The sequence below is a fragment of the Marivivens niveibacter genome, assembly GCF_002150005.2.
GTDB classification, from domain to species: domain Bacteria; phylum Pseudomonadota; class Alphaproteobacteria; order Rhodobacterales; family Rhodobacteraceae; genus Marivivens; species Marivivens niveibacter.
The window spans coordinates 36459-56063 of record NZ_MSPP01000007.1 but is presented as its reverse complement, the minus strand read 5'-3'; the positions used below and the strand labels follow the sequence as shown (position 1 = coordinate 56063).

Sequence of the window (19605 nt, the reverse complement as noted above, 5' to 3'; positions counted from 1 at the left end):
ACAATCGCCCACACGTTTAGAGTACGGAAAACCAGACCTATGTTCGGAAATCGTCTTTTTCTGACCTAACCATTGCACCCCACATCCTGCCTGCGGTATAAGTTCACAACCAAAATATAGCAGCCACAGGCAGACAGGCGGACAACGTGACCGATACTCCGGAAACCCCTGAAAACGAAGACGAACAGCCGATCGTGCGGATGCATCACGATGGCCCACAGGTGTCGATCGTCGACGAGATGAAGAATTCGTATCTCGATTACGCAATGAGCGTGATCGTTTCGCGTGCGATTCCTGACCTGCGTGATGGTTTGAAACCTGTGCACCGCCGCATTTTGTTCGCGATGAACGAAACCGGCAACGGCCATGACAAACCCTACCGTAAATCGGCGCGTCCTGTTGGCGATGTGATGGGTAAATACCACCCTCACGGCGACAGCGCGATTTACGACGCTTTGGTCCGTATGGCGCAAGATTTTTCGATGTCGCTGCCGTTGCTGGATGGTCAGGGTAACTTTGGTTCGATGGACGGCGACCGCGCCGCAGCTATGCGTTACACCGAGGTACGCATGGACAAACCAGCGGCCTACATGCTGGCTGATATCGACAAAGATACCGTTGATTTCGTTGATAACTACGACGGCAAAGACAAAGAACCCACAGTTCTGCCCGCGCGTTTCCCGAATATGCTGGTCAACGGCGCGGGTGGTATCGCGGTTGGTATGGCGACGAACATTCCGCCACATAACTTGGGCGAAGTGATCGATGCAACGCTCGCGTTGATCGACAATCCTGATCTGGATTCGTCCGAACTGATCCAGTACATCCCTGGCCCCGATTTCCCGACGGGCGGCGTGATGATGGGCCGTTCTGGCGCGCGCAAAGCTTACCTAGAGGGCCGCGGTTCGGTCGTTCTGCGCGCAAAAACGCATACCGAGGAAATCCGCAAAGACCGTTGGGCTATCGTCGTCGACGAAATCCCGTATCAGGTAAACAAATCGGTGATGATCGAAAAAATCGCCGAATGCGCTCGCGACAAAAAGATCGAAGGCATCGCCCACGTTCAGGACGAATCCGACCGTAGCGGCGTGCGCGTTGTCGTCGAACTGAAACGCGACGCCACGGCCGAGGTTGTTCTGAACCAGCTGTTCCGCTTTACACCGATGCAGGTCAGCTTTGGCTGTAACATGCTGGCACTGAACGGCGGCCGCCCTGAAACCCTGACGCTATACGGGTTCCTGTCGAACTTTATCACTTTCCGCGAAGAGGTCGTTGCACGCCGTACCGCGTTTGAACTGCGCAAGGCACGTGACCGTTCGCACATTTTGTGTGGTCTGGCCGTGGCCGTCACCAATGTGGACGAAGTCGTTGCCACGATCCGTGCATCGCGCGACGCCGCAGATGCCCGCGAAAAACTGATGACCCGCCGTTGGCCAGCCGCTTCGATCATTGAATACCTGAAATTGATCGACGATCCGCTGCACCCAGTGAACGACGATGGCACCTATAACCTGTCGGAAACGCAGGCGCGCGCCATTCTAGAACTGCGCCTTCAGCGTCTGACCCAGATCGGTGTTCAAGAGGTCACAGACGAACTGCAAGAGCTGGCCAAGAAGATCAAAGAGTATCTGGAAATTCTGGCATCCCGTGAACGTATAATGGGCATCATTTCCGACGAACTGCGCGAAGTGAAGGAACTGTTCGCAGTGCCTCGCCGCACAGAGATCGTCGAATGGGCCGCCGATATGGACGACGAAGATCTGATCGAACGCGAAGACATGGTCGTGACCGTGACCTCGGGCGGTTACATCAAACGCACTCCGCTGGCCGATTACCGCGCGCAGCGTCGTGGTGGCAAAGGTCTGTCTGGTATGCAAACCAAAGAAGAGGACGTGATCACCACCCTCTTTGTGGCCAACACGCATACCCAGCTGCTGTTCTTCACCACGGACGGCATGGTGTACAAACTGAAAACCTGGCGCCTGCCTTCAGGTGGCCGCACCGCCAAAGGCAAAGCGATCATCAACATCCTGCCTATCCCGCAGGGCGTCTCCATCGCTGCGATCATGCCAGTGGACAGAGATGAGGACGAATGGGACAACTTGCAGATCGTCTTTGCGACCTCTGCCGGTGATGTACGCCGCAACCGTCTGTCGGATTTCACCAACGTCATGCGCAACGGTAAAATCGCGATGAAGCTGCCAGACGATGGGTCGGTCAGCCTTGTGAACGCCCGCATCTGTTCCGAAGACGACGACGTTATGCTGGTCACCAATTCGGGGCGTGCGATCCGTTTCCCATCGACTGACGTGCGCGTATTCAACAGCCGCAATTCGACCGGTGTGCGTGGTATCAAACTGAACGGTGACGATACGGTCGTATCCATGTCCGTAATCCGCCACTTTGAGGCTGATCCACAAGAACGCGCTGCATATCTGAAAATGCGCCGCGCAATGGCGGGCGTGACCGAAGACGACGCAACAGACGAAGACGACGCACCAGCAGGCGAACTGTCGCCAGAACGCTATGCGGAAATGTCTGCGGCGGAAAACCTGATCCTGACGATCACCGCCAAAGGCATCGGTAAAGTCACCTCTTCGCACGATTACCCTGTGCGTGGTCGTGGCGGCATGGGCGTGACTGCGTTTGAAAAACAAATGCGCGGTGGTGATATCGTGTCCTGTTTCCCGATCGACCTCGACAACCAGATCATGCTTGTCACCTCCAAGGGTCAGTCGATCCGCGTGCCTGTCGACGGCATCAGCTTCCGTTCGCGTAGCGCTGGTGGTGTGAAGGTGTTCAACACCGCGACCGATGAAATCGTCGTTTCGGTGGCACGTATCGAAGAAGCTAGCGAAGACGACGCAACCGAACAATCTGACGAATAATCATTCGTTCGATCCCAAAATAACGAAAAACGCGTCCGATTTCGGGCGCGTTTTTTGATGTTATAGATAAAAAACAGGTCACTCTTGGATGGTATCAAAGTAGGAACCACTTCTGCTTGAATGCGGCTTATAAATCTTGCATTTTAGGGATACTATTAAGTTGTACGTGTCGATTGTTTGACAAGACCATTAACAGTTGGCAAAGGCCCCCGCATGGAAAACTGGGACGATCTACGATTTTTGTTGGCAGTCAGCAAATCTGGCACCATGTCGGGTGCTGCACGTATGCTGAACACCAATGTGGCAACTGTATCGCGCCGTATTGAACGGTTAAGCGAACAGTTGGGAACGAATCCTTTTCAAAAGACCCGAAAAGGTTGGGAAACCAACCCAATGGTCCAAGGTTTGATCGAGGCGGCCCAAACGTTCGAAGGCAATTTGGATAAAGAAATCCATCAGGTGTCATCGCCGACAGGACGTAGCCCTGTGCGCATCGGCGCCCCGCCCATCGTAAATAGTCAAATCCTGTTTCCCGCCCTGATCGGCACCGAAGGCAAAATGAAAACGATTGCGCCAGAGTTCAGCGATCGTTTGGTACCTGGTGGATTGGGCGACCATGACATCGTTATTCAAGACAGGTTGCCAGACACCGGCCGTCTGCTATCGCGCAAAGCGGGCAAAATGAATTTCCGTGTTTTTGCCCCCAAAGGGTACAATGGCGACGAATGGATATCCCTGCCCGAAGCGTCGGGTTACACAGGCCCAACCGAATTGGGCCGCAAGGTGTTCAACACCGAACCAGTGGCCCGCGCGTCAACCTTTATGCAAATTTTCGAACTTGCACAGCAAAGTGGACTCGCGGCTGTTTTGCCCGAAACGCTTGCGCAAAAACACGAAAACTGGGATCCGGTCGGGACCGAAGACGACGTTTTATCCTATGATTTATACGTGCTTTATCATGAAACGCGCAAAGGCGACCCGGTCATTGATGCAACTCTTGAATGGATCAATTACGCCTTTCAAAAGGCCAAAGCCCTGCCCTAGTTTTGTATCTGCATCAGGCAATGCAAAGGCTCCTTTGCAGTTTTAGCGAATTGCGCTGTACGGTTTTGCATGGCCCACTGGACGTATAAAAACAAAACGTCCGAGGCAGACCTTCATGTCAAATGTCCTATTAGCTTGCAGAGCGCTAATCGCTTTATTGCTATTTTATGTTGTTACCTGTTCGATCGTGAACGGGTTTGGTACCAGACTTTCCCTACTCTTTTTTCCGTTCGATATTTCCCACGCAATTTTCGATGCCCTATTGTCAATTTCGGCAATCTGGCTGGTCTTTGGCCTTCATACCCGCATCATGGCCGCATTTTCGGTTGCCTATTTGGGCGTCTACGTCGTGCTGGTGATGTCACAAAACATCGTAGACCCAACAATCGTTTACGCACCTGGCTTGGCCCTATTCCTAGCTACTCCGCTGATGATGTTCGGTGGCGGTGCACATTGCCTGACCAAACGCGGTGCAATGAGCGCATAATCAAGTCCCTAAAATCATGTCCCTGACTGGCCGCCATTGCGCGGCCAATTTTTTATTCTTGTACCCGATAATCGCGATCCACTTTACGCGGTCCCTCTTTTCTTTTGTGCGGCTCAGGGCTATTTCCGCGCTATGACACAGGAACTCCATATCATCGGCGGCGGAATGGCCGGATCAGAGGCTGCTTGGCAAGCTGCGAACGCAGGCGTCAAAGTGGTCATCCACGAAATGCGCCCAAAGGTCGAAACCTTTGCTCACCGTACGGGGAACTTGGGCGAAATGGTGTGTTCGAATTCGTTCCGTTCGGACGATCACGAACAGAACGCCGTGGGATTGCTGCATTGGGAAATGCGTCAGGCAAACGGCCTGATCATGCAGATGGCCCAAAAACACCGCCTGCCCGCTGGCGGCGCGCTGGCCGTTGACCGTGATCCATTTTCCGAAAGCGTCACAGCCGCGCTAATGGCACATGAAAATGTGTCCGTGTCCTACGAAGAAATCACCGAACTGCCGACCGAAGGTCACTGGATCATCGCGACGGGCCCCCTAACCTCCGAAGGATTGGGCCGCGCCATTCAGGCCGAAACAGGTGCAGAGGCATTGGCATTTTTCGACGCCATCGCGCCCATCGTCTATTTCGACAGCGTCAACATGGACAAAGCGTGGATGCAGTCGCGCTATGACAAAGGCGAAACCGAAGAAGAACGCACCGCCTATCTGAACTGTCCAATGACCAAGGACCAGTATGAAGCGTTCATCGACGCTCTGCTGGCCGCTGACAAAACCGAATTCCACGAAGGCGAAACCGCGGGCTATTTCGACGGCTGCCTACCGATCGAAGTCATGGCGGAACGCGGGCGTGAGACGCTGCGCTTTGGTCCGATGAAACCCATTGGCCTGACAAATGCGAATGACCCCGACAACAAACCCTACGCCGTGGTGCAGCTGCGCCGCGATAACGCGCTGGGGACATTGTTCAACATCGTGGGTTTCCAGACCAAGATGAAATACGGCGCACAAAAAGAAGTGTTCCGCATGATCCCTGGTCTAGAGGACGCAGAATTCGCGCGTCTAGGCGGCATTCACCGCAACACATTCATCAATTCGCCGACCCTGTTGGATGCAGAAATGCGCCTGAAATCGCGCCCGAATGTCCGCTTTGCCGGTCAGATTACAGGCGTCGAAGGCTATGTCGAAAGCGCGGCGATGGGCCTGCTGGCGGGTCGCTTGGCCGCCGCCGAAATGCAAGGACGCACAATTGACGGCATCCCGAACACCACCGCTATGGGGGCGCTGATCACGCATATCACGGGCGGCGCGGACGCTAAAACGTTCCAGCCGATGAATGTGAACTTTGGTTTGTTCCCGCCGCTGGACGGTATGCGCGGTGGTCGCAAGGGCCGCAAAGAGCGTTACAAAGGTTACACCGACCGCGCTAAAATTGATTTTCAACAATGGCTTGACGGTCAATCCTAATGTCATACGTGACCCGATTTGCACCCAGCCCGACAGGGCCGCTGCATTTGGGTCACGCCTATTCGGCCATATTAGCCCATGACCGGGCGCTGGAAAACGGCGGCCGGTTTTTGCTGCGGATCGAAGACATTGATCGCGACCGATCCAAACCCGAATGGGAACAGCAAATATATGACGACCTAGAATGGTTAGGCCTGTCGTGGGAAACGCCGGTGATGCGCCAATCGGATCGTTTACCTGAGTACCGTAACGCGCTGAAATCCCTATGGGAACGCGATTTACTATACCCTTGCACGTGTACACGCCGCGATATCATAGACGCTGCATCCGCCCCCCAAGAAGGCGTGCAATACGGGCCTGACGGCATCATTTACCCCGGCACTTGCAGCGTTAAGACTATGATGCCCGGGTCTATGACAGACCTTCCCGAAGGCGTCGCGCTACGACTGCGCATGGCGATGGCGGCAGGCATCGCGGGCACCCCACGCGTTGGCATGGGCCGGGTTCTATCGTTCACGGAAACCGGTGATGGCGAAACAGGTTTGATCGAAAAATCGACCGATCAAATCGCATTAGAAGTTGGCGATATAGTACTGTCTAGAAAAGATTTTCTGGGATCGTATCACTTATCTGTTATGCTGGACGATGCGGCCCAAGGCGTCACCCATGTTGTGCGAGGCCTGGACCTATTTGACGCCACGCAAATCCACGTTCTGCTACAAAATTTGCTGGGCCTACCGACGCCTGAATACCATCATCACCGCCTGATCCGCGATGAAAACGGCAAACGGTTAGCCAAACGTGATGACGCCAAAGCGATCCGTAAATTCCGCGAAGAAGGCGCATCGCCCGCCGATATACGGGCGATGGTCGGTCTTTAGTAGCCGCGCCAGATCCATCCACCGCCAAAGATGCGGCTGCTGTCAGGATCATAGAACACACACGCCTGACCGGGGCTCACGCCCTCTTCTGCGGTTAGCAATTCGACCTCAGCTTCTGTTTCGGAAATCGCGCGCAGGATCGCGGGGGCTGGTGGACGGGTTGAACGGACTTTGACAGCAATTTCGCGTTCAGGCACGTCCATGAAATTATCATCGCCCAGCCAGTTGATTTCGCGTACAGGCACCTTGCGGGTTGCAAGCAATTCCTTGGGTCCGACGACGACCTGACGGTTATCCACGTCCAGTTTTACGACATATAGCGGGTCAGCTAGACCGCCGATCCCCAAACCACGGCGCTGACCGATGGTGTAGTGGATCACGCCGCGGTGGGTGCCCAGAACATTGCCTTCGGTATCAACGATATCACCAGGTTCAGCCGCGCCTGGGCGAAGTTTTTCGATGACTTGGGCGTAGTTGCCGTTTGGCACGAAACAGATGTCTTGGCTATCGGGTTTATCCGCAACGATCAGGCCGTATTTCTGCGCCAGTTTGCGGGTTTCATCCTTGGACGGCAAATGGCCCAGCGGGAAACGTAGGTAATCCAACTGTTCGGGCGTGGTCGAAAACAGGAAATAGCTTTGGTCGCGGTTCGCATCAGCGGCGCAATGCAGTTCGGCACCGTTGTCACCCATCTTGCGCTGAATGTAATGCCCTGTGGCCATGCAATCGGCGTCCAGATCTTTGGCAGTGGCAAGCAAATCCTTGAATTTAACGCGTTCGTTGCAACGGATGCACGGCACAGGGGTTGCGCCCGCCAGATAGCTATCGGCGAATTCGTCGATCACGGCCTCTTGGAAAATGTTTTCATAATCCAAAACGTAATGCGGGAACCCCATTTCTTCGGCGACACGGCGGGCATCGTGGATGTCACGACCTGCGCAACACGCACCTTTTTTCGCCAGCGCCGCGCCGTGGTCATACAGCTGCAGCGTCACGCCGACGACGTCGTACCCCTCTTCGGCCAATTGTGCTGCCACAACGGATGAATCCACACCGCCCGACATGGCGACGACCACGCGGGTTTCTGATGGCGGTTTGGCAAAGCCCAAAGAATTGAGCGGATGTTCGAGTGGCATGACAGCCTCCGGCGAATACTCGGTGAAGTCAGTGGGAATATATGAAAATGCTAACTACTCTCAAGTGCTGGTTTCACCTGTCGTTAAGTTGCGCCCTCACTAATGCCCCCAAAGGACGACACAAATAGGTGAAGTGATGTTTCTCAAGAAAATTGATGGACCGCGCGCGGTTCAATTGCCAGATGGTTCATTCATGACGCGAGCCGATCTGCCCCCTGCCACGACGCGCCGTTGGGTCGCGTCACGCAAGGCTGCAGTTGTTCGCGCTGTCGCTGCAGGCCTGATCACCCGCGAAACGGCGCTGCGTATCTATGACATTTCCCAAGAAGAATTCGACGCATGGGTCAGCGCCGTTGCAAATCATGGTGAAACCGCGCTGCGCACGACTGCAATCCAAAAATATAGACAACCCTGAGGGGAATATGCAGTTATTACAACGCTGGTAATATGTAATTAACCATTCGGTTTCAGAGTTAACGCCAGATAACCTAAGCGGAGACCTGATATGCGTGTGCTATTGGTGGAGGATGACCCCACAACTTCGAAGAGCATCGAAATGATGCTGACCCACGCCAATCTGAACGTGTACGCGACAGATCTGGGCGAAGAAGGCGTCGACCTTGCGAAACTATATGATTACGATCTCATCCTACTGGATTTGAACTTACCCGATATGAACGGGCACGAAGTTCTGCGCCAATTGCGCCTTGCCCGGATCGAAACACCGATTCTTATTTTGTCGGGCGATGATGGCACAGAAAGCAAAATCAAAGGCTTTGGTTTTGGCGCCGATGATTATTTAACCAAACCCTTCCACCGCGAAGAACTGGTTGCACGAATCCATGCGATCATTCGCCGGTCCAAAGGCCACGCTCAATCGGTGATCCGCACAGGTGCGATTTGCGTCAATCTGGATGCCAAAACTGTCGATGTCGGCGGTGTAACCGTGCATTTGACGGGCAAAGAATACCAAATGCTGGAATTGCTGTCCCTTCGCAAAGGCACAACCCTGACCAAGGAAATGTTCCTGAACCATTTGTATGGCGGCATGGATGAACCCGAACTAAAGATCATCGACGTATTCATCTGCAAACTGCGCAAGAAACTGCAAAAGGCGACGGGCGGCGAAAATTATATCGAAACCGTTTGGGGCCGCGGCTATGTCTTGCGCGACCCAGATCCGGCAGAGGTCCATAACGATTTGGCCATTGGTGCATGATTGACCACGCGATCGTCCGGATCACTATGGACGATCGCCCTATGCCCCCCTAGAACAAGGGCAGGCCCAAAGTGGGCCATGACGACCATGGGGGACGCTGTGACGAACGCCAATTTTGCAGATGTATCGGTTAATGATCTAACAATCGAACAGGCAAAGGCCGAGTTAGAACGGCTTGCCCTAGCCATTTCTAGGGCGAACACGGCATACCATACCAACGATGCCCCAGAAATTTCTGACGGCGCCTATGATGGCTTAAAACGCCGCAACCAAGAAATCGAAACTCGCTTTCCTGATCTTAAACGCGCAGATAGCCCCAGCGAACAAGTGGGCGGTGCCGTTGCGGACGGGTTTGGTAAAATCACTCACGCTGTGCGCATGTTGTCGCTATCGAATGCGTTCGAAGATAGCGACGTGACCGACTTTGCGGATCAGGTTCGTAAATATCTGGGCACCAACGAACCGATTTCATTCACCGCAGAACCGAAAATTGACGGCCTGTCCCTATCGTTGCGATACGAAAACGGGATCTTGGTTCAGGCCGCGACACGCGGTGACGGCGAGGTTGGCGAAAACGTCACCGAAAACGCCAAAACCATTGCAGACATCCCGCACAAGATCACGGGAGCACCTGACGTGATCGAAATCCGCGGCGAAGTGTATATGAGCCACGCTGATTTTGCCGCGCTGAATGAACGGCAAGCTGAACGCGGCGGAAAGACATTTGCCAACCCACGTAACGCAGCCGCGGGCAGTCTGCGCCAGTTGGACGCCGAAATTACACGTTCACGCCCGCTAAAATTTTTCGCTTACGCTTGGGGCGAGGTATCGGGCGATATCGCGGACACCCAATGGAACGCGATCCAACGGTTCAAAGACCTAGGGTTTCAAATCAACCCTCTGACCAAATTGTGCGAAACAACCAATGATCTGATTGATCATTACCACATGATCGAAAACCAACGCGCCGATTTGGGATATGATATCGACGGCGTCGTTTACAAAGTGAACGATCTGGGACTGCAGCGCAGATTGGGTTTCCGGTCAACGACACCCCGTTGGGCGATTGCGCATAAATTCCCTGCCGAATTGGCGTGGACCCGACTAGAGGCGATTGAAATTCAAGTCGGCCGGACGGGCGCGTTGTCGCCTGTTGCGCGACTAACCCCTGTGACTGTGGGCGGCGTTGTCGTCTCCAACGCGACTCTGCACAACGAAGATTACATCGCCGGACGCGATAGCAAAGGTAGCCCGATCCGCGATGGCAAAGACATCCGTGTTGGCGACTGGGTCCAAGTTTATCGCGCTGGCGACGTCATTCCAAAGGTCGCCGATGTGGATTTGACCAAACGGAACGACACTGCAGAACCTTATGAATTTCCGCATGTCTGCCCCGAATGCGGATCAGAAGCGATCCGCGAAGAAGGCGACAGCGTGCGGCGCTGCACAGGCGGGCTCGCATGCCCCGCGCAGGCCGTCGAGAAACTCAAACATTTTGTCTCTCGCGGGGCGTTTGATATCGAAGGTCTGGGGACCAAACAGATTGAAATGTTTTACGATGACCCCACGCTGCCCATTCGTGAACCCGCAGATATTTTCACGCTACGTTCGCGTGATGCTCAAAATCTGGCACGGCTAAAAAATCGTGACGGTTTTGGCGAAAAAAGCGCGAACAAGCTATTTGATGCCATTGACGAAAAACGGAAAATAGACTTTGGCCGTTTTCTGTTTGCTTTGGGCATTCGCCACTTGGGCGAAGTTGCTGGCAAAGATTTAGCTCGTCACTTTATCACTTGGCCCGCGCTTGCGGAAACTGCAGATAAAGCCACGATTGCCGCAGAAGCACATGTTGCCGCAGACGCAGCCGAAGCCACCGAACGCGCCAAAGCTATGGCCGAAGGACGCCGCGCAGAGATCAAGAAAACACGCGACAGCGCGTGGGCCGAAGTGGACCCTAGCGCGCTGGCAGCATGGAATGAATTTATCGCAATTGATGGCATTGGGGCCGTTTTGGCGGCATCGCTGATAACAGCGCTGACCCAAACCGAAGAACGTGCAGCCATCGATCGACTGGTGGCTGAGCTGGACATCCAATCGCCGAAAACACAAACCAACGACAGCCCTGTAGCCGGCAAAACCGTCGTCTTTACCGGCACATTAGAAAAAATGACCCGCGCCGAGGCGAAAGCCCGTGCCGAAGCACTGGGGGCGAAAGTAGCCGGTTCGGTCAGCGCCAAAACCGACCTACTGGTTGCAGGACCAGGCGCAGGGTCCAAAGCGAAAAAGGCCGCAGATTTGGGCATTGAAACCATCGACGAAGATGGCTGGATCGCGCTGATTGGGGACGCATGAGCGGCCGGCCGGAGGTTCTGTGGCCCTTATTCGGCGACCTGACCAGCCTAGATGGCGTCGGGCCGAAAACGGCTGCCAATCTGGAACATATCGGTATCGAAAAACCACGTGATGTGCTGTTTACGCTGCCGCATTCGGGTGTAGATCGCCGTCGTCGCGGCTCCATATTGGATGTTGTCGCGCCCGCTGTCGTCACGGTCGAGGTTGAGGTCATCGGACACACGCCCAACCGCCAGCGCGGACGCCCCTATCGCGTTACGGTTCAAGATAATCAAACAACGTTCCAGATCGTCTTTTTCCACGCGCGCGGTGATTATCTAAACAAGGTTCTGCCGATTGGTGCACGGCGCGTCGTTTCGGGGAAAATCGAATTGTTCGACGGGGTCGGGCAAATGGTTCATCCTGATCACATTCTACCGATTGAAGACGGCGAAGATATCCCCGCCTTTGAACCCGTTTACCCCCTGACATCGGGCGTCACCCAAAAAGTGATGTGGCGCGCGACGCGCTCGGCCATGGGGCTTGGACCTGATTTGGACGAATGGATTGATCCCAGCCAGATCGCGAAAGAGGAATGGCCCAGTTGGAAAGACGCCGTTACAATCGCACATAACCCACAGTCGACAACCGATTTGTCGCCGTTTGACACGGCCCGCCAGCGGCTGGCCTATGATGAATTTTTAGCGCACCAGATTACATTGGCTTTGGCGCGAGCGCAGGTTCGTAAATCCAAAGGGTTAGCAAACAAAGGCACAGGTGCGTTACAGGGCAAGGTCCTGAAATCGCTTCCTTATTCACCTACGAATGCGCAAAGCCGTGCAATCGCGGAAATCACGGCAGACATGGCTGGTGATCACCGTATGAACCGTCTGTTGCAGGGGGACGTTGGTGCGGGGAAAACTCTGGTCGCGTTAATGGCGTTGCTAAACGCGGTAGAAGCAGGCGGCCAAGGCGTTATGATGGCCCCGACCGAAATCCTTGCGCGCCAGCATTTAGAAGGTTTGCAACCGTTGGTCGCAGCGGCGGGCGTCCGGTTAGAGTTGCTGACAGGCCGCGATAAATCAGCCGCTCGCCGCGAAAAATTAGCCGCGTTGGCATCGGGCGAAATTCAGATCTTGGTCGGAACGCATGCCGTGTTCCAAAAGGATGTGGAATTTCACGATCTGCGATTGGCGATTATCGACGAACAGCACCGTTTTGGTGTTGCTCAAAGGATGGAGCTGGGCGCCAAAGGCCGCGCCGTTGATGTTTTGGTCATGACAGCAACGCCCATCCCACGCAGCCTGGCTTTGGCGCAATATGGCGATATGGACGTTTCCATTCTGGACGAAAAACCACCCGGTCGGACCCCGGTCAAAACCGCATTGATCAGCACCGAACGCATGGACGATGTCGTGGCGCGGCTGCACGCAGCCGTGGCAGAAGGCCGTCAGGCCTATTGGGTCTGCCCTTTGGTGGAAGAAAGCGAAGTCAGCGACATGACCGCCGCCGAGGAACGTTTCAAGCGTCTACGCGCAGCCTTGGGCGATGATAAAGTCGGGTTGGTCCATGGACAGATGCCGCCAGCGGACAAAGACGCCGCCATGGCCAAGTTCGTAGCAGGCGAAACGGCTGTACTCGTCGCAACAACTGTGATCGAGGTGGGTGTCAACGTCCCTAACGCATCAATCATGGTCATCGAAAGGGCCGAAAATTTCGGTCTGGCACAATTACACCAGCTCCGTGGACGGGTCGGACGTGGTTCTGCCGCATCCACCTGTTTGCTGATGTATCAACCGCCCCTAACCGAAGGCGGCAAGCGCAGATTGGAAATCCTGCGCGAAACCGAAGACGGGTTCCGCATTTCCGAAGAAGATCTAGCTATGCGCGGCGCGGGCGACATGATCGGCACCGCACAGTCCGGCCTACCCCGTTTCAGAATCGCTGATTTGGAACGGCAGACAGGGCTGATGCAAACGGCGCAATCCGACGCCAGAAAGCTATTGAATGACGATCCGACCCTGACCTCTGCCCGCGGAAAAGCCGCGCGGCATCTGCTTTGGTTAATGGAACAGGACAAAGCTATTCGTTTAATTTCAGTGGGTTAACCCAAAACGTTCTAAAATGTTCACAAATGTTCTCAAAAAGTTCTTGAACGACTCATTAACGTATGAGAACAAATTAGCAACGAAGGTTAACAAGAGCTGGAACACATTATGGCGAAAGACATCAAAGCAGTGCTGACACGATCCCCTGCCTCTGTCCTGTCGGACCTAGTTGGCGCAGCGTCGATCGTTGTGATTTTCTACGTGAGCTTATCCCTGCCCGCGATCCTGTAACCCTTGCCCTCGTGATTTGTGCCACTGGGATTTAGCAGCGTCACCTGTCCCAACTATGACGCCGCCCCTGTTACTGCCTGACAGAAAACGGATCCCTGCCTATCCCCGTTTTTCCAGTGGGTCCCACATAAATCGCGTTTTTCCCGCCGCCATCCTGTCCCGGATGCGCGGCGGTTTCTTTTAGATTTTATAGGCCAACCGCAGACCGCCCCAATGGCGGCCATTAACGTGGATTGGCGCGGACAAATCTTTCATCATCACGAAATTGCCGCCGCCCATATCGCGGCGATAGACCTGCATCAGGAACGACTCGGTGCTTTGGCCTGCTTTTAAACCAACGCGGTCATCAAATACGCGCCTGTTGCGGCTGTTGGCCATGTTCCACACTGGGTCTGCGCCCTGAGGATGCGAAAATTTCATGTTGTGAGTCGGCAGATACCCGTTCACGTCTACTGCGGCACAGAACACAACGCGCGGATCTAGCTGCAGCGCTGGTTCCTGAAGCCGCGGCAAGACACCATCGGTAAATCGGGTAAAGCGCGCCAAAACTTGCTGCGGGTCAGTGTTTGGAATGGGCGTGTAGGTGTAGTCAAACAGTTCCACCTCGGAAATTTGCCCGTGGCTCACGGCCTGTTCAAATTCGCGACCAATCGCAGCGGCCGTTTCGGTCACATAGTCGATGAACCGTTTATCTTCGGACGCACCGCCCCCTAGAATGCTTTGCCGAACGACTGTTTCACTATCATCAACCAACGCATGAATACGGTCGCGCGATTTCAGAACACCTTTGCCGGTTTCGTCGGCATAGCCCGCGATTGTATCAAAAACTGGACCAAAGCTTTCGACGGCGGTCGATATACGATCTGCATGCTGACGCATTGAAACGGTCGTGGAGACGGTCGATTGCAACTGGTTTTCCATGTCTGCCATTTTATCGTTCGTTTGGCTGACCTCACTGATGACCTTTGCAGCGACACCCTGAATACCTGACGCCTCTTCGCGCAGTTCAGAAAAGTTTTTCGCGAGGCTTTCGACGCCTTCACTGACGGCCTCTGCTGCCTCGCCTGTGTTGCGCGACAAATCATTGATCGCCTCGGCCACCACAGCGAACCCGCGCCCGTGTGTGCCCGCGCGGACGGCTTCGATTTTCGCGTTGATGGCCAGAATATTGACCTGACGCGCGATCGACGAAATCTCTTCGTTAAGGCGTTCGACATTTTTTAGGGTTTCAACAACCGCACCGATCCGGTTTTCGACCGATTGCACCCAATTCGCCATTTGTTTGCTGGATTCGCTGCTAGAATGGAAAACTTCGATGCTTTCATTCAGCGCCGTTAGATTGTTTTCAGATGCGTCCGTCACGATCGCAATCGAATCCTGTACTGCGCGATTTGCATCAACGATGTCATCAACGCGCTGGCGAAGGCCCGACATTTCAGAGGTCTGTTTATCGGCCTGTTCCCCGACAACATCCAAAAAACCAGCGACATCGACGATATCCGACGCCATTTTTGTGCTGATCGTCGTAATGTCGTTCAGTACAGACGGTGCATTTACAGCGCCCGCAGCAGGTTCCCCATTTTCCCAAGGGGTTTTGGTTACGATCGTCATACGTCCTCCTCGCCTGCGAAACGCAGGGGTGATAACCACAGACGACCAACCGTTCCTCTAGGCGCTAGCCTCGGCCATTGCCTCTGCCAAGGCATCGAACACTAACATGATCGACGCATGGCGGTTTTTATATTCACGGGCGGGGATCAATACCTCTAACCCGTCAAAGGGTGGCGCTGGCGCCGGCCCTTCGTCCTTTAGCATTGCGCGGAGCTCATCCCGCGCTTTTGCGATCTCCTCTGCATTGCGTCCAATCACGGTCCCACCCATGATTGCAGCGGATGCTTGACCCAATGCACATGCTTTAACGTCCTGTCCGTAGTTTGTTATAACGCCATCACGCATTTTTATGTCCACTGTCACCGTAGACCCGCACAAAGGCGCACGTTTTTTTACGGTCGCATCAGGGTTTTCCAAACGGTCCGTCAGCGGCATATCGGCAGTCAGCGCCAAAATGCGGTTTGAATACAGTTTTACCAGATCAGCGGTGTCAGACACTTGGCGTTCCTTTCGGCGGCGTTCTGTCATACATAGGCCGCGAGCGTTTATGACAACAGGCCAAAACAATGAAATTTGATCCCGCCCAATTAAAATACGACGACCGTGGTTTGATCCCCGCCATTGCCCAAGACGCCGACACGGGCGAAGTTCTGATGATGGCTTGGATGAACGCAGATGCGGTTCAGCGCACATTGGACAGCGGCAAGGTCACCTATTGGTCGCGTTCGCGCCAATCGTTCTGGGTCAAAGGCGAAACATCGGGCCACACGCAGGAATTGGTGGATTTCACATTCGACTGCGATTCCGACTGCATTCTGGTCAAGGTTCGTCAGGTCGGCCCCGCGTGCCACACCAACCGCCGATCGTGTTTTTACACCGCAGTTCGGGATGGCGAATTGGTCGAACTGTCGAAACCGATGGTCTAAAGACGATCCAACACCGCACGGGCGGCCCGCAGGCCTGGTGCCTCGCCGCCCTTGCCCAGGCGTTCCATTGTCAGGTTCAACGCCTCTAGCTGGCGTTCAGGATGATCCAGCACGTCTAAAATCGCGGGCGTCATTTTGTCGGGCAGGCAATCGGGGCCCAAAAATTCGGGCACAACGCGCGTGTCAGACACCAGATTGACCAAAGTCACTGTGTCGATCAGCGCCATCCGTTTCATGATCTGCCATGTGATCCATGTGAAATCATAGGCAATCACCATCGGTGTCTGCGCTGCGGCCAATTCTAATGACACAGTCCCAGACGCGGCCAAGGCCACATCAGCCGCACGAAACGCAGCGAGTTTATCCATGGGTCCTGCAGTCGCAGGATCTATCAGGATCGGGTCAAACGACCACTGGGCTGTTTTTTCTTTGACCAGGTCCACCACAGACGCCGCGCAGGGCAAAACTACCCGTGCGTCAGGTCGCGCCTGCAGAACGCCAGCCAGCGCTGCACCAAACCGATCAGACAGTCGATTTACCTCGCCTTTGCGCGATCCAGGCAAAGCGAGGATCAACGGCGCATCATCAATGCCATAGGCCGCGCGAAAGGCTGCTGCTTCCTCTGCGGTCGCCTGACGTTCGCCGACAACGGGATGTCCGACAAAATCACAGTCCATTCCATGTGCCGTCATCAATGGCGGCTCAAACGGCAGCAGCGCCAGCACGTGGTCAATCATATGCGCCATGCGTTCCGCGCGCTTTGGGCGCCAAGCCCAAACCGATGGCGCCACATAGTGAATAGTGCGAATATTGGTCAGATCCTTGACCAATTTTGCAACGCGCAGCGAAAAATCGGGGGCATCAATCGTGATAACAACATCAGGTTTTTCCGCGGCGATGAATCCAGCTGTCTGCCCAATTCGACGTTTCAAGTGAAAATACTTCGGTAGGATTTCGGCCAGCCCCATGATCGACAGTTCCTCCATCGGGAATAGGCTGTCCAACCCATGCGATTGCATAATCGGGCCGCCCACCCCGATGAATTCGACGTCAGGCCGCAATTCACGCAGCCCCGCCATCAACGCGCCGCCCAAACGATCGCCCGAAGGTTCGCCAGCTAGAACAAAGATTTTCATGTGCGGGGCCTTACCCATAAAAACATGCCCTGAGCATCCAGAATGCCGCGTACGGGTGGCAGGTCTAATACCATCACGCCATCCGCTTCGATCACAATGCCGGCCAGTCCCGCTTCGGCCGCGCGCATGGCTGTTTTAGGGCCAATGACGGGCAAATCTGCGCGGCGATCCTGATTAGGTTTTGGCGCTTTGAATAGGATACCGTTTTCGGCAGGCAGATGGGCGTCACCTTTGCCTTTGATGTAATCCAAAACACCGCCGACAAACCATTCAAATGCGCTTTCGGGCGTGTCAGACGGGTCCGCACATACAGAAGCGATCATCGCGTCGGTGCCGTCGACACCTTCTTCGACGATCAACTTACGGCCCTGAATGATACAGGCCTGACCGCTGTCTTTGCGGCCCATTTCAACGATGATCTGGTCACCGACTTCAGCGTCAGCGATATGCTGATCTGTTGGTCCATGGCGCGTTAACACGCCATGAGGCGGGATCAGGCTAGGTGCGATGTCGTGGGCAGCAACCACCGAAATCCCTGCGTTTTCAAACAGTTCAAAAACGATCCGCAACGCACCATCATCGCCCTTTGATAGGGCTGCCATAATTGCAGGCACCAAAGGTTTCGTCAGGTCATCGATCAATGTCGGATCTACGCCAGGACGGCGGATAGTGCCCGCCATACAGACCTGTTCCACGCCCTTATCACGTAGAGTCTGGATCAAAGTGCCCAAGGTTTCCAACCGAAACTGCAAACGTGGAAAGTCGTCTGGCAGATCAGGCGTAAACCCTAATAATTCGCAGACAATTAGGTCGCGGGCGGGCAGCTCCGCGACCAATGCTTTGGGCAAGTCACCCGTGCCTGCGATCAGAGCAATCATCAGGACGGCGTCAGAAAACTACGGTCGCTATCGCCTAGGATAAAATCGACCATTTCGCGCACATAGTCGCTGTCAGTTTCTTCGTTCAGACGGCGGGCGCGATCCAGAAACGCGCCTTCACCATCCTTGAGCGTTTGAAACGCAGCCCGCATGGCGGTGATGTCCGCACGGTCCACGCCGCGGCGTTTTAGACCGACCAAGTTCAGACCGTCCAATTTGCCGCGCGCGCCCTGCACCAAGGCATAAGGGATCACGTCATTCGTCACCATCGTCAGCGCACCAATGATCGCACCGCGACCGATGCGAACGAATTGGTGAATACCACACAGACCGCCCACGATAACGTCGTCTTCGATAATGACGTGCCCCGCGACGGCAGTGCTGTTCACGATAATCACGCGATCGCCCAGATGGGCGTCATGGGCCACGTGGCACCCTGCCATCAGCAGACAATCATCGCCAATCTTGGTCACGCTACCGCCGCCTGCTGTGCCGGTATTCACCGTCACATGTTCGCGGATCCGGTTGCGTTTGCCGATGACCAAAGACGTCTTTTCACCGCCGAATTTCAAATCCTGCGGGATTTCACCGATTACAGCAAAAGAAAAGACGGTCGTTTCATCGTCAATAGTCGTATCGCCATTAACGACCACGTGGGATTTCAACACAACCCCACGGCCTAGTTTCACCTCTGGGCCTACAATACAAAAAGGCCCAATGACGCAGTCGGGTCCGATGACTGCGCCGTCTTCGATGATGGCACTGGGGTGAATGTTTGCGGTCATTCGGATTTGCTCATGTCCATCATTGCTGTGAATTCAGCTTCGGCAGCCATTTCGCCATCAACGGTTGCAACGCCTTTGAATTTCCAAACCTTGGCACCTGGTTTACCGCGGGTCGTTTCAACCTGCATTTCCAGAACGTCGCCCGGTTTGACCATACGGCGGAATTTCACGCCGTCGATCGCCATGAAATAGACCTGAAGGTTCTTGTCTTCCATGCCCATGCCTGCGCCAACCATAACACCTGCAGTTTGTGCCATCGCTTCGATGATCAGAACGCCAGGCATCACAGGGTTGCCAGGGAAATGGCCTGTGAAATGCGGTTCATTCATCGTGACGTTTTTGATGCCTTTGCCGGACTGTGTGCCGTTGATGTCGACGACTTTGTCCACCAACAAGAACGGATAGCGGTGGGGGATAATACGCTGGATCAGATCAATGTCGGCGATGGTTACAGCTTCGGTCATTCTA

The 19605-nt window shown here is 54.6% G+C and carries 18 protein-coding genes; 11 read left to right on the top strand and 7 right to left on the bottom strand.

The features are described 5' to 3' along the window. Positions 1-146: 146 nt before the first annotated feature. The 5 genes from gyrA (at position 147) to gluQRS (ending at position 6776) form a co-directional block, all read left to right on the top strand. Positions 147-2888: a DNA gyrase subunit A gene (gene gyrA, locus BVC71_RS14670; RefSeq protein WP_086452449.1), complete on the top strand. Its 2742-nt coding sequence runs from the start codon at positions 147-149 to the stop codon at positions 2886-2888. Between the two features lie 213 nt (positions 2889-3101). Continuing rightward, positions 3102-3932: a LysR family transcriptional regulator gene (locus tag BVC71_RS14665; protein ID WP_086452448.1), complete on the top strand. Its 831-nt coding sequence runs from the start codon at positions 3102-3104 to the stop codon at positions 3930-3932. A 262-nt stretch (positions 3933-4194) separates the two neighbouring features. Continuing rightward, positions 4195-4419 (top strand): hypothetical protein, encoded by a 225-nt coding sequence (locus tag BVC71_RS14660; protein ID WP_133064555.1) that lies wholly within the window; start codon positions 4195-4197, stop codon positions 4417-4419. Positions 4420-4551: 132 nt separating this feature from the next. Further along, positions 4552-5895, top strand: coding sequence for a methylenetetrahydrofolate--tRNA-(uracil(54)-C(5))-methyltransferase (FADH(2)-oxidizing) TrmFO (gene trmFO, locus BVC71_RS14655; protein WP_086452446.1), 1344 nt, complete (start codon positions 4552-4554; stop codon positions 5893-5895). Continuing rightward, positions 5895-6776 carry a tRNA glutamyl-Q(34) synthetase GluQRS gene (gluQRS, locus tag BVC71_RS14650; protein ID WP_086452445.1) on the top strand — a complete coding sequence of 294 codons (882 nt, stop codon included), beginning with the start codon at positions 5895-5897 and terminating at the stop codon, positions 6774-6776. Before trmFO ends, gluQRS begins: the two co-directional genes overlap by 1 nt. Here the strand turns inward: gluQRS and mnmA are convergent. Further along, positions 6773-7912 (bottom strand): tRNA 2-thiouridine(34) synthase MnmA, encoded by a 1140-nt coding sequence (gene mnmA, locus BVC71_RS14645; RefSeq protein WP_086452444.1) that lies wholly within the window; start codon positions 7910-7912, stop codon positions 6773-6775. The two genes, gluQRS and mnmA, sit on opposite strands and share 4 nt — an antisense overlap. A 136-nt stretch (positions 7913-8048) precedes the next feature. Between mnmA and sciP the strand changes: the two genes are divergently transcribed. From sciP to BVC71_RS15620, 5 genes are all read left to right on the top strand, one after another. Continuing rightward, a complete protein-coding gene (gene sciP / locus BVC71_RS14640; protein ID WP_086452443.1) occupies positions 8049-8327 on the top strand; it encodes a CtrA inhibitor SciP in 279 nt (92 codons plus the stop codon). 90 nt (positions 8328-8417) lie between these two features. Beyond that, positions 8418-9131 (top strand): response regulator transcription factor CtrA, encoded by a 714-nt coding sequence (gene ctrA / locus BVC71_RS14635; protein WP_086452442.1) that lies wholly within the window; start codon positions 8418-8420, stop codon positions 9129-9131. Between the two features lie 87 nt (positions 9132-9218). Continuing rightward, a complete protein-coding gene (gene ligA, locus BVC71_RS14630; RefSeq protein ID WP_086452483.1) occupies positions 9219-11483 on the top strand; it encodes an NAD-dependent DNA ligase LigA in 2265 nt (754 codons plus the stop codon). Then, complete coding sequence (gene recG / locus BVC71_RS14625) at positions 11480-13570, top strand: ATP-dependent DNA helicase RecG (protein ID WP_086452441.1); 2091 nt, start codon at positions 11480-11482, stop codon at positions 13568-13570. The genes ligA and recG overlap by 4 nt, the downstream gene beginning before the upstream one ends. 108 nt (positions 13571-13678) lie before the next feature. Next, a complete protein-coding gene (locus BVC71_RS15620; RefSeq protein ID WP_276268497.1) occupies positions 13679-13801 on the top strand; it encodes a hypothetical protein in 123 nt (40 codons plus the stop codon). Positions 13802-13981: 180 nt separating this feature from the next. Here BVC71_RS15620 and BVC71_RS14620 read toward each other — a convergent pair whose 3' ends face one another. Together BVC71_RS14620 and BVC71_RS14615 are read right to left on the bottom strand one after the other, a co-directional pair. After that, the gene (locus BVC71_RS14620) at positions 13982-15412 is read right to left on the bottom strand and encodes a methyl-accepting chemotaxis protein (protein ID WP_086452440.1); all 1431 of its coding nucleotides are present in this window, start codon (positions 15410-15412) and stop codon (positions 13982-13984) included. A gap of 57 nt (positions 15413-15469) precedes the next feature. After that, complete coding sequence (locus BVC71_RS14615) at positions 15470-15910, bottom strand: iron-sulfur cluster assembly scaffold protein (protein ID WP_086452482.1); 441 nt, start codon at positions 15908-15910, stop codon at positions 15470-15472. A gap of 68 nt (positions 15911-15978) precedes the next feature. On the opposite strand from BVC71_RS14615, the gene hisI reads away from it, so the two are divergent. Then, positions 15979-16338, top strand: a complete 360-nt coding sequence (gene hisI, locus BVC71_RS14610) for a phosphoribosyl-AMP cyclohydrolase (RefSeq protein WP_086452439.1) — start codon at positions 15979-15981, stop codon at positions 16336-16338. Here the strand turns inward: hisI and lpxB are convergent. Genes lpxB through fabZ form a run of 4 tightly spaced genes read right to left on the bottom strand, consistent with a single transcriptional unit; the run spans position 16335 to position 19601 of the window. Continuing rightward, entirely contained in the window at positions 16335-17474 is a 1140-nt protein-coding gene (gene lpxB / locus BVC71_RS14605; protein ID WP_240516879.1) for a lipid-A-disaccharide synthase, read from the bottom strand. The genes hisI and lpxB overlap by 4 nt on opposite strands. After that, positions 17471-18352 (bottom strand): LpxI family protein, encoded by an 882-nt coding sequence (locus tag BVC71_RS14600; protein ID WP_086452437.1) that lies wholly within the window; start codon positions 18350-18352, stop codon positions 17471-17473. The genes lpxB and BVC71_RS14600 overlap by 4 nt, the downstream gene beginning before the upstream one ends. After that, positions 18352-19137 (bottom strand): acyl-ACP--UDP-N-acetylglucosamine O-acyltransferase, encoded by a 786-nt coding sequence (lpxA, locus tag BVC71_RS14595; RefSeq protein ID WP_086452436.1) that lies wholly within the window; start codon positions 19135-19137, stop codon positions 18352-18354. The genes BVC71_RS14600 and lpxA overlap by 1 nt, the downstream gene beginning before the upstream one ends. Continuing rightward, positions 19134-19601, bottom strand: coding sequence for a 3-hydroxyacyl-ACP dehydratase FabZ (fabZ, locus tag BVC71_RS14590; protein ID WP_086452435.1), 468 nt, complete (start codon positions 19599-19601; stop codon positions 19134-19136). The genes lpxA and fabZ overlap by 4 nt, the downstream gene beginning before the upstream one ends. Positions 19602-19605 lie beyond the last annotated feature (4 nt).

Excerpts from the sequence above, each read along its gene's own strand:
- BVC71_RS14665 (WP_086452448.1), top strand. The coding sequence starts at position 3,102 with ATGGAAAACTGGGACGATCTACGATTTTTGTTGGCAGTCAGCAAATCT.
- trmFO (WP_086452446.1), top strand. The coding sequence starts at position 4,552 with ATGACACAGGAACTCCATATCATCGGCGGCGGAATGGCCGGATCAGAG.
- gluQRS (WP_086452445.1), top strand. The coding sequence starts at position 5,895 with ATGTCATACGTGACCCGATTTGCACCCAGCCCGACAGGGCCGCTGCAT.
- mnmA (WP_086452444.1), bottom strand. The coding sequence starts at position 7,912 with ATGCCACTCGAACATCCGCTCAATTCTTTGGGCTTTGCCAAACCGCCA.
- sciP (WP_086452443.1), top strand. The coding sequence starts at position 8,049 with ATGTTTCTCAAGAAAATTGATGGACCGCGCGCGGTTCAATTGCCAGAT.
- ctrA (WP_086452442.1), top strand. The coding sequence starts at position 8,418 with ATGCGTGTGCTATTGGTGGAGGATGACCCCACAACTTCGAAGAGCATC.
- ligA (WP_086452483.1), top strand. The coding sequence starts at position 9,219 with ATGGGGGACGCTGTGACGAACGCCAATTTTGCAGATGTATCGGTTAAT.
- recG (WP_086452441.1), top strand. The coding sequence starts at position 11,480 with ATGAGCGGCCGGCCGGAGGTTCTGTGGCCCTTATTCGGCGACCTGACC.
- BVC71_RS15620 (WP_276268497.1), top strand. The coding sequence starts at position 13,679 with ATGGCGAAAGACATCAAAGCAGTGCTGACACGATCCCCTGCCTCTGTC.
- BVC71_RS14620 (WP_086452440.1), bottom strand. The coding sequence starts at position 15,412 with ATGACGATCGTAACCAAAACCCCTTGGGAAAATGGGGAACCTGCTGCG.
- hisI (WP_086452439.1), top strand. The coding sequence starts at position 15,979 with ATGAAATTTGATCCCGCCCAATTAAAATACGACGACCGTGGTTTGATC.
- lpxB (WP_240516879.1), bottom strand. The coding sequence starts at position 17,474 with ATGAAAATCTTTGTTCTAGCTGGCGAACCTTCGGGCGATCGTTTGGGC.
- BVC71_RS14600 (WP_086452437.1), bottom strand. The coding sequence starts at position 18,352 with ATGATTGCTCTGATCGCAGGCACGGGTGACTTGCCCAAAGCATTGGTC.
- lpxA (WP_086452436.1), bottom strand. The coding sequence starts at position 19,137 with ATGACCGCAAACATTCACCCCAGTGCCATCATCGAAGACGGCGCAGTC.
- fabZ (WP_086452435.1), bottom strand. The coding sequence starts at position 19,601 with ATGACCGAAGCTGTAACCATCGCCGACATTGATCTGATCCAGCGTATT.